Annotated in this window: 13 protein-coding genes; 12 read left to right on the forward strand and 1 reads right to left on the reverse strand. The window is 53.1% G+C overall.

The window, feature by feature from the left end:
- Positions 1–11 precede the first annotated feature (11 nt).
- Entirely contained in the window at positions 12–395 is a 384-nt protein-coding gene (locus tag YERSI8AC_RS00295) for a flagellar protein FlaG (protein WP_159175897.1), read from the reverse strand.
- 332 nt (positions 396–727) lie between these two features.
- Here YERSI8AC_RS00295 and YERSI8AC_RS00300 point away from each other — a divergent pair, with 332 nt between their 5' ends.
- From YERSI8AC_RS00300 to YERSI8AC_RS00355, 12 genes are all read left to right on the forward strand, one after another.
- The gene (locus YERSI8AC_RS00300) at positions 728–2,416 is read left to right on the forward strand and encodes an HD domain-containing phosphohydrolase (protein ID WP_159175898.1); all 1,689 of its coding nucleotides are present in this window, start codon (positions 728–730) and stop codon (positions 2,414–2,416) included.
- 192 nt (positions 2,417–2,608) lie between these two features.
- Complete coding sequence (gene fliS / locus YERSI8AC_RS00305) at positions 2,609–3,025, forward strand: flagellar export chaperone FliS (RefSeq protein ID WP_022520935.1); 417 nt, start codon at positions 2,609–2,611, stop codon at positions 3,023–3,025.
- A gap of 7 nt (positions 3,026–3,032) precedes the next feature.
- Positions 3,033–3,443, forward strand: a complete 411-nt coding sequence (gene fliT, locus YERSI8AC_RS00310; RefSeq protein WP_022520934.1) for a flagellar protein FliT — start codon at positions 3,033–3,035, stop codon at positions 3,441–3,443.
- The gene (locus tag YERSI8AC_RS00315; RefSeq protein WP_236557215.1) at positions 3,440–4,855 is read left to right on the forward strand and encodes a flagellar hook-length control protein FliK; all 1,416 of its coding nucleotides are present in this window, start codon (positions 3,440–3,442) and stop codon (positions 4,853–4,855) included. The genes fliT and YERSI8AC_RS00315 overlap by 4 nt, the downstream gene beginning before the upstream one ends.
- On the forward strand, positions 4,839–5,132 hold the full coding sequence (locus tag YERSI8AC_RS00320) for an EscU/YscU/HrcU family type III secretion system export apparatus switch protein (RefSeq protein ID WP_022520932.1): 294 nt from the start codon (positions 4,839–4,841) through the stop codon (positions 5,130–5,132). Before YERSI8AC_RS00315 ends, YERSI8AC_RS00320 begins: the two co-directional genes overlap by 17 nt.
- A gap of 106 nt (positions 5,133–5,238) precedes the next feature.
- Positions 5,239–5,571, forward strand: a complete 333-nt coding sequence (gene flhD / locus YERSI8AC_RS00325) for a flagellar transcriptional regulator FlhD (RefSeq protein ID WP_022520931.1) — start codon at positions 5,239–5,241, stop codon at positions 5,569–5,571.
- Positions 5,568–6,110, forward strand: a complete 543-nt coding sequence (gene flhC, locus YERSI8AC_RS00330; protein ID WP_009288432.1) for a flagellar transcriptional regulator FlhC — start codon at positions 5,568–5,570, stop codon at positions 6,108–6,110. Before flhD ends, flhC begins: the two co-directional genes overlap by 4 nt.
- A 246-nt stretch (positions 6,111–6,356) precedes the next feature.
- Positions 6,357–7,226: a flagellar motor stator protein MotA gene (gene motA, locus YERSI8AC_RS00335; RefSeq protein ID WP_022520930.1), complete on the forward strand. Its 870-nt coding sequence runs from the start codon at positions 6,357–6,359 to the stop codon at positions 7,224–7,226.
- On the forward strand, positions 7,223–8,170 hold the full coding sequence (motB, locus tag YERSI8AC_RS00340; RefSeq protein WP_022520929.1) for a flagellar motor protein MotB: 948 nt from the start codon (positions 7,223–7,225) through the stop codon (positions 8,168–8,170). Before motA ends, motB begins: the two co-directional genes overlap by 4 nt.
- A gap of 42 nt (positions 8,171–8,212) precedes the next feature.
- A complete protein-coding gene (gene cheA / locus YERSI8AC_RS00345; protein WP_022520928.1) occupies positions 8,213–10,309 on the forward strand; it encodes a chemotaxis protein CheA in 2,097 nt (698 codons plus the stop codon).
- Positions 10,306–10,803: a chemotaxis protein CheW gene (gene cheW / locus YERSI8AC_RS00350; protein WP_009288435.1), complete on the forward strand. Its 498-nt coding sequence runs from the start codon at positions 10,306–10,308 to the stop codon at positions 10,801–10,803. Before cheA ends, cheW begins: the two co-directional genes overlap by 4 nt.
- A gap of 132 nt (positions 10,804–10,935) precedes the next feature.
- A complete protein-coding gene (locus YERSI8AC_RS00355; RefSeq protein ID WP_236557216.1) occupies positions 10,936–12,198 on the forward strand; it encodes a methyl-accepting chemotaxis protein in 1,263 nt (420 codons plus the stop codon).
- The last annotated feature ends 35 nt before the right edge of the window (positions 12,199–12,233 follow it).

Here is a 12,233-nt window from a genome sequence, read left to right on the forward strand (position 1 = left end):
TACGTCACGCATTAGGCTTCAATTGAGATTATTCGTCCCTGCATTTCTTCAAGTCGCTCGGCAATCTTGAGTACTTCTTCTGCTGGGATCTGGCGTATGACGTCGCCAGACTCCCTGTCTACGACTCGCGTGATCACGCGTGATGTTTCTTCGCTTAATTCGAATTCTAAGCCATGTGGGCGCATTATCTCGTTGATGCGTTGAATGGGTGCGACGAGTTCGTTGGCAGAAGTTTTCTGTTTGGCAGAAGTTTCCTGTTCGGTGGTATCTGCGCTTATAAGCTGAGTGTTGGTTGTCGCTAGCTGAGCCAGTGTGTTTTCTAGCCGCTGGCGGGGATTTAAGTGAGTTAGGGGCGATGACAGTGGTGTTATTACTTCGGTGGGTAGTGAGCTCATGGGGCACGTTCCTTTTTAATGTCAGCTTTGGCAGCCAGTTAGTGGTGCGATAGCGTGAAACGGCAGCCATAGCTCGGTTTTTTGCTAGTTAGTAAGCGTTTCTACATTGGTATCGGCAGGATGCTGAAAAACTTTACGCTTACTGGCATGGCATTGTGTTTGCTTGTTATTGGTAGCGTCGACACTACACGCTCTGTCTCTTTGCTTTTCTATAGCCCGCCTAATAAGCATGAGAAAGATGGCTTTTTGTGCATACGCCATGCTGTGGGCATCTGATATGCTTCTCGAGTTTGCGGTGAACTAATTAACGCATAAGAGTAAGCGAGGCGAGAATGGTGGCGCAGCAGGATGAGTTTGAAACAATAGTAAGTACAACAGTGATCAAGTCTCTGCTGAATACCTTGATCGAAACCGGTGGCGTTTCGCTCTGTCTTGCTGCGACGGGAGCTCGTCCAGAGCCCATTGTCTTGATGGAGCAGCACCAGGGCCAAGCATTGGTGATGGATCTTTCCTCTGTTGACTATTTACTTCACCATTTACAGGGTGGTGCTGCGTTTTACTTGCGCGGGCAGGCGCAGGGGAAAGTGCTGCAAACGCCGCTCCTGCAACTGACGGAGACGCGTCAGGCCGGGGGGCGCTTTTTGTGTTGCAGTGATTATCCTGCATCGTTGGAAGTGCTGCAGCGTCGTGAGTCCTTCCGTGCTGAGCTGCGCATGGGGATGGTGGTGTCGACAGGTTTGTATGGTGGTGATGCCGAGATAGAGGGTGAGTTGAGGGATTTGTCCCAGGATGGCTGCCAGCTTGAATTGCCATTGGCCGCTAGCGGGCTGCTGGCGGGAGCCGCTAGCCCCCTAAAGTTGGCGTTTACCTTTCCCGACGGCACCTACTTTGAAGTGCTTGGAGAGGCTCGTCATCAAAAAACCGACGCTGAGCGTCATCTACTGCGCGTCGGTTTTAACTTCGTTGAGTGTAGTGCGGAGCAAGAGCGGCAAATTTGGTATTTCGTGTGCGAAATAGAGCGCGAAGCGGCACGCTATAAAAAAGAAGAACAAAACGAGCGTCAGCCCTCACCGCTGTTCGCGCTGCCAAGCAAGCGACCGGGTGCAGGAGAGTTGCTTGGGCGGCGTGATGTCAAGCGCTACGCGACCCCTATGGCGCGTCGGCTTGTCAAGGTCGCTGCCTATCTGGATACACAGTTGCTGTCGTTACAACAAGGTAGCGATATCGATGGGCGTCAGCTCTCCCGCTATGCTGATCGCATATTGGGTCTTCATGAAGAGGATCGTGAGGCGCTGCTGTTCGCTTCACGTTGCTTATCTCCCGAGCCTTTAATAGTGCGCCACGGTATTGCTGTGGCTGTGCATTTGCTCGATTTTGTGGGTGCCAGCATGCCTCGCGAGTTGCGCAAGGCGATAGTGGCCAGCGGTCTTATTCACGATCTTGGCAAGGCGCTTGTGCCTCAGGTGCTGTTCAAGGCGCCGCACTTTGAAGCTAAGCATCGAGAGGCGATCAGTGAGCATGTCCAGCTGTTGCTAGACCGTTTACATAACTGCCAATGGCTGTCGGCGGGTATTGTCCAGGCGGTGATTGGGGGGGTTAACGAGCGTATGGATGGTAGTGGGTATCCAAGTGGGTTGAGTGGGGCTGACCTCAGTGAGCTGGCTAAGGCGAGTGCCGTTGTCGACGTAGTAGAGGCTATGCGGCGTGATCGTGCAGATCGTCCGGCTAAAACAGCACAGCAAATTTACCGGCATTTATTGCAGCACCCACACCATTTTGATATGCGCTGGATTAAACGCTATATCGATCATTTCAAGGGATTGCCAGTAGGTTCGCTGGCGCACTTCTCTAGCCAGCAGAAGGGGTGGATCTTACGTCTTGATGCTAAAGGTAACCCCACGGAGGTATTGCTTGCGCCACAGGTCGAGCCGCCAATGCGTGACAATGTGGGAGTGGTCGTGCAGAGCAATATCGCTGAGCGACTTGGGCGAACCGTCGGTGAGATCGCAGTGTCTACTTGAGTGGCAATGAAGTGAATGCGTGATGGCAGTTGGTCGATGTCATGGGCTGCGCTGAAAAAAGCGTTGTAAGCCGTTAAAGTCCCCCAGACTCACGCCGATAGTTACTAGTAGTGCCGTTTATTTTTACCTTTTAATAATCGTGGTCTCACCCAATCGAGGGTGAGCATAAAATCACGCACAGGAGTTCCGCTTATGACTTACTCTCGCGGTGGCGCCGCCTATGGGCGGGGAGCTAACGCTTATGCGCGTGTTGGCGTAGAAAGCGGAGTGATGTCGGCAGATCCTCATCAGCTTATTGTGATGTTGTTTGACGGCGCCCAGGCCGCTATTCGTGCTGCACGCATCCATATCCAGGCGGGTAATACAGCCGAAAAAGGCAAGTCGATAACGAAGGCGTTGGATATTGTGAATAATGGCCTCGCAGCGGCTCTTGATCAAGAGCAGGGCGGCGAGATTGCTGAGCGCTTAGCGTCGCTTTATGACTATATTTCGCGCCTACTGTTGGCGGCGAATCTGCGTAACGATGAAGAGAGCTTAAATCAGGCCGAACGCCTGCTCGAAGATATCGCCTCAGCCTGGCGTGATATTGGTCAACAGCAGAGCGCGTGAGGCAATAATGTCAGCTCCTATATCCGCTCGTGATAAAAATGCTCAACAGACGCTGCTCACTAGCTATGAAACGCTATTGAGCCGCGTTGAGCACATGCACGAACTGGCTAATGGCGAACAGTGGGCAGAGCTAATTGATCAGCGTACCAACTATGTAATGCTGGTGGATCAGTTGCGTGAGCTGGATACCACCGTTGTGCTTGATGCCGCTGCTCAGCAGCGTAAGGCAGAGCTGCTGGAGCGCATCCTTGAGCACGATGTGGAAATACGGCGTCGTTTGGTGGCGCGCCGTGATGAGCTGGGTAAGCTCATAGGGGTATCCCAGCGTCAGCGGAATTTACATAGGGCCTACGCACCACAGCAAGGGGCTCCGGTAGCTTATGACGCCGATGATGCTGATTCCACGAGGTCATCGTGAGTGGTATTACCCCTCTGATTGATACGCTCTTGCACCAAGTGCTTGGGCGCCAAGGCGAGTTGTCGCTGCAGCGCGCATTGAGTCAGCCTGTGAAGCCCGTTTCACCCGGCGAGGGGCCGCGTGCCGTAATGGGTGATGCCAATCTGGATGGCCGTGCGTCGACATCACCGCTAGGCGACCTAAAGCGTTTACCGCACCCTCTTGATGGGGGGCGAACGTTACCCCGAGGTGAGGCGCAGCCTTCGACGACAGGTTCAACACAGACCCATTTTAGTCCTGCAGCGCGAACAATCGCCGACGTGCTGCTGCGCTTTCCAGCCCCTCCCTCGGTAATGCGGCCCGAAGCACCTCTTATCACCAGTCAGGAAGCGCCAGCAGCGAGTACAGTAGCAACACGCTTAGAGGCAAGTATTCGCGATAGTGGTTTGTTTTATGAGTCGCATCTAAAGCGCTGGTTTCAAGGTGAGGGAACCCGCCAGCAGCTAATGAACCAACCGCAAATGCAGCCCGGCCCTCGCCCGCTTACTCCTCTTTTATCGGCAGGCCCGAATGTGTCGCTCCCAGCTGCAGCGCCTTCGACGGCGTCTGCCTTGTCTACAGCTGTCTCAGTTGGGGTGCCACTGACCCCACAAATGCCTACGCAGTCAGCTGGAGCGCCCCTGACAGCACAGGCGCTTATGCAGGTGGGGGCGGGGGCGCCTTTGGCAGCTCCCCCGGTAGGGCAGGGAGGCATGGCTATTTTACCCAACGTGCCGCTAGTGCCTGTTACTCATGAACAAGGCTTAGCGGTTCGGTTGGCGCGCGCGTCCCATTTTTTAGCAACTGGCTCGACGGCTGCTACCCCCGCTACCCCCGCTCAAGCGGCTGCTTCGCAGGTGTCGACTAATCCTGCCCAGCCGGCCCCTATGCCTGGCGAGGCGCGCGACAGCCATCAAGCAAGGGCGGAGTATAGCCAGGCTAGGGAGATGAGCGATCTGATGGCCAATCGACCGGCTCGCGAGGTCGTTCACGAAAGCCTACAGAGCCTGGTGCGCCACCAGCTTGAAATGTTGGTGATGCCATCTATTCGCTGGGAAGGTGATGTCTGGGCAGGCATTTTTATGGCTTTAGTAATCAATTTGCCTACTCGTGAAGAGGGCCAGGAAGGAAAAAAGCAGGGGGGAGAGCCAGACGGTGGATGGCGTTCTGATATGCAGCTCGATGTTCCCAGTTTAGGGGCATTCAGCGCGTCGCTATGGCTCTATCGAAACGTGTTAAGCATCGATTTCACCACCGAAAGTACGCACGTTTATCAGCGTATTGACGCTGGACTGCCCGCGTTAGAGAAGCGCCTTAGCGCCTTGGACTTACAAAAAGTGCAGCTTCGCGCGCGCCATATCGAAGCGGAGGCACCCCATGGCTACGCCGGGTGAGCGACGCCGTCAAGCTGTTGCTCTGGCTTACCAGGATAATGACCGTGCTCCACGGGTAGTGGCGAAAGGCTATGGTGATCTGGCCGAACGTATTATGGCTGAAGCTCAGCGTCAGGGTATTTATGTGCACGATGCGCCTGAGTTGGTAGCGCTTTTAATGCAGCTAGATCTGGATGCGGAAATTCCGGCAAGTCTCTATCAAATTGTCGCAGAACTGCTGGTGTGGGTGTTCGAACTATCAGAGGAAGGGCTAACTCATCGTGAAACGCCTGAGTAGCCATTTACAGACATTGTATGCAACCATGAGGGTAGGTAATAAAAAGTCATTAATGGCGCCAGTATAATGGTCACAACACCGCGCCTGAGTCGTTTAATGGGACATTATGAGTCAAACCAACTTTCTCGATGAAATTCAGGAAATTAATTTAGCTTATTTGCTTCTGGCGCAGCGCTTGCTTGATGAAGATCGTGAGGCTGCTATGTTTCGCTTAAAAATAGACAGCGATGTTGCCGAGCTGATTGTCTCGCTTAATGCTCGCCAGCTTACCAAGTTGGCGCGAACCAGCCAATTATTGTGCCGGTTTAGCCAAACGAGTGCCGAGCGGCTTCGACAGCTTACAGATAATCCCCGCGATCAGGGGTTGGCAGGGCTTCATGCATCACTGCTGTTGGCAAGCGATGCATTTGAGCCAATGCCATCGGGAGGCGAGAAGTGAGCCAGAAAAGCTTGGTCGATGAAATGCACCAAGTGCAGCTGGCAATCGAATTGATTGAGCTGGGTGCGCGCCTTCAGGTGCTGGAAACAGAAACGGAATTAAGCCGCACGCGTTTGATCAAGCTGTATAAGGAAGTGCGTGGCATGTCACCGCCTAAGGGCATGCTGCCTTTTTCCACCGACTGGTTTATTACTTGGCTTCCCAATGTTCATTCGTCGCTGTTTTACAACATTTATTTAAGCCTGAAGGAGGCGGCAGGCTGTGATCGCATCGATGCCTTTGTCAAAGCATATCGGCTCTATGACGAGCAAATGTCGCTGGAAAAGGTGGAGCCGGTTCTCGGGTTAACCCGTGCGTGGACGCTGATACGCTTTTTCGAGAGTGATTTGCTCCAGCTTAATCAGTGTACGCGTTGCACTGGGCAGTTTGTGGCGCACGCTCATAGTCCCGCTCAACACTATGTGTGCGGTATTTGTCAGCCCCCCTCAAGAGCGGGTAAAACGCGCAAAGCACAGCGGGAGAATAGTGAAAAAATGTAACAATCTCTGCGATTACATCACTGATGGTGTGAAGTAGGGTATAAGACAGTAATGAGTACTAACAAGAAATAAGTGTATTGGCTTAGATAGGCCTAAAAGCCAGTGGTGCTTTTTCATTAAACAGACGTCTGACCCTAGTATAATAGGGCTAAGACATGCTTGGAATGGAACATTGCTTAAACATCAGATCAGGTGGCTAAGTTTTGGTTCCCTAATTTAATACTGAATACCGCAAGGATCCTGCTTGTGCTGATACCTCTAGGTTATGTAATCGTATTGCTATCTGTGTTTGGTGGCTATGTGCTGGCAGGTGGCAGCTTAGGCCCCTTGTATCAACCTCTTGAGCTGCTGATTATTGGCGGAGCCGGGGTTGGTGCATTTATCGCAGCGAACAATGGCAAAGCGATTAAAGCGACCTTTAAAATTTTGCCCCGGCTCAAGCGCGCCAAAAAATATAACAAAGAACTTTATATGGAGCTGATGGCGCTGCAGTATAAATTACTCTCCAAAATTCGCCGTGAAGGCATGTTAGGCATTGAACGGGATATTGATAATCCCGAGGAGAGCCCGCTGTTTCAAGAGCATCCTACGGTATTGGCTGATCCTCATATCATGGATTTTCTAACGGACTATCTGCGCTTAATGGTAAGCGGTGGTATGGAACCCATGGAAATTGATGAGCTGATGCTGCACGAGATTGAGGTCTTTGAGCAGGAAGCTCATATTCCTGTCGATGCCATTGCCAAAGTCGGCGATGCCATGCCTGCCTTCGGCATCGTGGCGGCAGTAATGGGGGTCGTTAAAACACTCACCTACGCCGATGCTACGCCGACTCAGATGGGTGTGATGATCGGCCAAGCGCTAGTGGGCACCTTCTTGGGTATTTTGCTGGGCTATGGTTTTGTTAGTCCGCTGGCAAGTTACATCGAACGGCAGGCGAAAGAAGCCGAAAAAATGCTCCAGTGTATTCGCATTACGCTGCTCGCTAGCTTGCACGGTTATGCGCCGCAGTTGGCTGTTGAATTTGGTCGCAAGGCACTGTTTGCCGCCGAGCGTCCTAGTTTTACGGAGCTTGAAGAGTATGTAAGGGATGCAAAAAAGGCCGGTAACGCATGAGTAAGGGTGGTGACAAGCGTCCGATTGTCATTCGACGCAAAAAAGTCGTCCATGCCCATCACGGTGGTGCCTGGAAAATTGCCCTAGCGGATTTTATGACTGCTCTGATGGCCTTTTTTTTGGTGCTATGGCTTTTGAGCGTTTCCAGTGAAGAGACGCGCAAGGGGGTGGCAGAGTACTTTAGCACCCCCCTGGTGACGGCGATAACCGGTGGCGATCGTTCGGGCAGCACCAGCGCGATTCCCGGCGGCGGGCCCGATCCCACTCATAGCGATGGGGAGCGGGCGCGCATTGATAGCCTTCAGCGCACTCGTCCAAGCATGCAGGAACGAAACTTTTTCCGGGATTTACAAGAGCGTATTGAACGGGCCATTGAGCGAGATCCCGAGCTGCGCCAGTTGCGCAATCAAATGCGGTTTGACTTGACCCGCGAAGGGCTGCGCATACAGCTACTCGATACCGACCAGCGCCCCATGTTTGAGCTGGGTAGCGACCAAGTGGCGCCTTATATGCGCAGCTTGTTACGTACCATCGCACCGCTGCTAAATGAGCTTCCCAATGAGCTAAGTATCAGCGGGCATACCGATAGCGTCCCCTATGCGGGAGGCTATCGTGGTTACAGTAACTGGGAACTTTCCAATGATCGCGCTAATGCGTCGCGCCGCGAGCTTATTGCGGGTGGCTTTGATCCAGGTCAGTTACTTCGCGTGTCTGGCTTTGCAGATCGTGTGTTATTGCCCGAGACTGAGCCAACCGATCCTATCAATCGACGCATAGAGCTGGTGGTGTTGTTTCCGGAAATTGCTGATGCGATTCGCAATCCTACTGTAATGGAGTCGGGAGATGCATCGCCAGAAGCTTCAATCGAAGCACTAGAAGCTTCAGCCGAAGCGCAAATTGAATCAACACAACAAGACGAGCCTCAGGTTCAAGCGCAAGAGTGATCTGAGCCTGTCATAAAAGACGACGTTAAGGTGGAGCGGTGTATGGATATAGCGGATTTTTTTGACACCTTTTTTGAAGAGGCTGAAGAGCTGCTGTCGGATATGGAACAGCATTTACTGGAGCTGGATGTTGATGATCCAGACAGTGAGCAGCTCAATGCTATTTTCCGTGCCGCCCACTCGATCAAGGGGGGGGCGGGAACCTTTGGTTTTACCGTGCTACAGAAAACCACGCACATTTTGGAAAACCTCCTCGATTACGCACGTAAAGGCGAACTGACGCTGCGAGCCGACCTCGTGGATACCTTTTTAGAGGCTAAAGACATCATGCATGAGCAACTCGATGCCTACCGCAGCGAAGAGGAGCCTAATCAAGAGGCATTTGAACGCATTTGCCAAACGCTGCAGCAAATTGCCTTGGACGAAATTGGCCAACAGCTCGATGGGCCGACTATTCCTGCTGCTGAGCCCAAGGCTGCGCCGACGCCTGTGCCAAGTGAAAACGACGCGGAAGCAAACAGTAATAATGCAGAGGCGTCCTCGAACGGCCATCTGCTAGTGGCACTGCTCAACGTTGAAGATAAAGACCGCATTTTGCTGGTTGAAGAGTTAGAGCAGCTCGGTGAAGTGCAGTCCCAGTCAGGCGACGCAAAGCGTTACGAGGTAGTGCTCAAAAGCAGCGACAGTGCTGACGATATTGAAGCGGTCATGTGCTTTATTATCGAACCTGATCAGATTGAGATTACGGCTGTTGAGGGCGTCGCTACTGAGCCAGCCCCAGCCGAGCCAGAAGCCTCGACGCCTGCAGCCCCAGCGCCGCAAGCGCCGGCAGAAAGCACGGCCTCTAAGGCAAGCGCGCCAAAGCCTGCTGCCAAAGAGAAGCCCAAAAAAGCTGCCGCCGAGTCTTCGTCAATCCGCGTATCGGTAGATAAAGTCGACCAAATTATCAACTTGGTGGGTGAGCTGATTATCACCCAGTCGATGCTCGATCAAACGGTTAGCGATTTAGAAGATCAGTCGGTGGGCAATGCCTCACTGCAAAATGGCATGAGCCTACTGCAGCGCAACGCCCGTGATCTCCAAGAAGCGGTCATGTCTATTCGCATGATTCCCATGGAGTTTGTATTCAGTCGCTTCCCCCGCGTGGTGCGCGACACCGCCGGTAAGCTGGGTAAAGAGATCGAATTAATTACCGAAGGCAAGTCGACCGAGCTGGATAAGAGTTTGGTCGAACGGATCACTGATCCGTTAACGCACCTGGTGCGCAATAGCCTCGATCATGGCGTGGAAATGCCCGATGTGCGCGAAGCCATTGGCAAGCCGCGTGTTGGCAAATTAACCCTCTCCGCACGTCACCAGGGTGGCAATATCTTGATTGAAGTGCGCGATGATGGTGCCGGCATGGATCGTGAACGCCTGCTAGCCAAGGCGCGCGAAAACGGCCTCAATGTGTCGGACACCATGTCGGACGAAGAGGTCTTCCAGCTCATTTTTGCTCCCGGCTTCTCAACGGCGAATGAAGTGACCGACGTATCTGGGCGTGGCGTGGGCATGGATGTAGTGAAGCGCAACATTCAGAGCATGGGCGGTCGGGTTGAAATCCAGTCGAAGCTAGGTGAAGGCACCAACACCCGTATCGTGTTGCCGCTTACGTTGGCCATTCTGGACGGTATGTCGATCAAGGTCGGCGGCGAGACGTTTATTCTTCCGCTCTCTACCGTACTTGAATCACTGCAGCCCGCCAAAGACGATATGTACGCCATGGCCGGTGACGACGTGGTGATCAAAGTCCGCGACGAATATCTGCCCGTGATTGCCATTCACGAAGTGCTGAACGTCGAGAATGCGATTACCGACCCGACCAAAAGCATCGCTGTCATTGTGCAGGGCGAAGGCCGTCGTTACGCCATGTTGGTCGATGAGTTGATCGGACAGCAGCAGGTCGTGGTCAAAAATCTGGAAGACAATTACCGCAAAGTACCAGGGATCTCGGCCGCGACCATCTTAGGTGACGGTAGTGTAGCGTTGATTCTGGATATTACTGGTTTACACCGCCTGAGCCGATATAAAAAAGAGGCAGGCAAAAAAGTAGTAAACAATCAAAACCTTTCATCTTTTAAGGAGGCTGAGCCGTCATGAGTCAAGCCAACAATGGTGCGGTACTAGCCGCAGAAGCCGAAAACCGCGAATTCCTAGTGTTCTCATTAGGCGATGAAGAGTACGCCATTGATATTTTGAAAGTGCAGGAAATTCGTGGCTACGAAAACGTAACCCGGATTGCCAATGCACCTGAATTTATCAAAGGGGTCACTAATCTGCGCGGCGTCATTGTGCCAATCGTAGATCTCCGCATTAAGTTTCACTTTGATAAAGTCGAATACGGTGGCCAAACAGTGGTGATCGTGGTCAATGTTGCAGACCGGGTGGTCGGCATCGTAGTGGACGGCGTTTCCGACGTGATGACACTGACCCCTGATCAGATTAAACCGGCGCCAGAATTTGGTGTCACGCTCTCGTCTGACTTCCTGAGCGGTTTGGGTAGTCTGGATGACCGCATGCTGGTACTCGTGGATATCGATAAGTTGCTCACCAGCGACGAGATGGCACTGGTGGAAAGCACCAGCAACCAGTAAGACTAAAAAACATGGCACAGGGAGCGTGCCAAATCAGTTCTACTCAATGATGCATTCTCGCGCTACGGAAAGTGCCAGCGAGTGCCGGTTGTGCGTGGAGAAAAGGGCGTGACACAGCGAATGCGGCAATTAATGAATAATATGACGGTGCGCTTGAGTTGGGGCTTAGTGCTAGCGACACTTTCGGTGCTTGTTTTAATTGCCAGTGGTATTGGTCTTTATGCCCTGCACCATGGTGCAGCAATCGTGCAGGCCTCTGACGATGTGCAGGCACAACAGGCCGCTTTCAGTGCTTTTGCCGCGACAATTCGCTGGGCACTACTCGGGATAGTCGTAATGACTATCGCCACGGTAATCGTGGTTATCTGGGGGGTGACGGCCAATGTGTTGCGCCCGCTAGATCGCTTGGTGGGCTATTTTGAGCGTATGGCCCAGGGGGATCTAAGCCAGGCCATTACCTCTCCGGGTAATAACGAAATAGGGCGGCTTTATAGCGCCATGGCCCATATGCAGAGCTCACTCTCGCAAACGGTAGGTACCGTGCGCACCAGCGGTACATCGATTTATGAGCGCTCTCAGCAAATAGCCAGCGGCAATAACGACCTTTCTTCGCGCACCGAGCAGCAGGCCACCTCGTTAGAGGAGACGGCTTCCAGCATGGAGCAGTTAGCCTCAACGGTGGGTCATAATGCTGAAAATGCCCGCCAAGCCAGCCAATTGGCCGGGAGCGCGACCCTGACAGCCCGCCGTAGTGGAGAAGAGGTTGGTGAGATCGTCAGCACCATGCAAGACATAAGCGCAAGTTCTCATCAAGTCGCTGATATTATTACCGTTATCGATAATATTGCGTTTCAGACCAATATTCTGGCGCTGAATGCTTCGGTGGAAGCGGCGCGTGCTGGCGAGCATGGCAGAGGGTTCGCCGTGGTGGCACAGGAAGTACGTAGCTTAGCCAGTCGCAGCGCCGCTGCCGCCAAAGAGATTCGCACGCTGATTGATACATCGCTCAGCAAGGTAGATACCGGCACTCAGCGGGTCAATCAAGCTGGACAAACCATGCAGGATCTCGTGGGTGCTGTGCAGCGCGTCAGCGATATCATGGATGAAATCGCCGCCGCTTCTGAGCAGCAGAGTAGCGGCATTGGCCAAGTGAATCAGGCCGTGGCGCAAATGGATCAGGTTGTGCAACAAAATGCTCAACTGGTGCAGCAAGCCGCGCGCAGCGCCAATGAACTTGAAAGCGAAGCCGCACGCTTACGCGAGGCGGTTGAGCGCTTTCGGGTCACTGAATTATCTGCCCCGTGCACTCCGGCTGTATTGCCAGCGGCAGCGTCAAAACCCGCAACAAGGCGTCCACAGCCAGTAGCAGAAACAGAAGAGTGGTCATCGTTTTAATTTGCTTGGTAGGGCAGGCGCACTCTTTTTGAAAA

This window comes from Halomonas sp. 113 (assembly GCF_904067645.1).
In the GTDB taxonomy this organism is placed as follows: Bacteria; Pseudomonadota; Gammaproteobacteria; order Pseudomonadales; family Halomonadaceae; genus Vreelandella; species Vreelandella titanicae.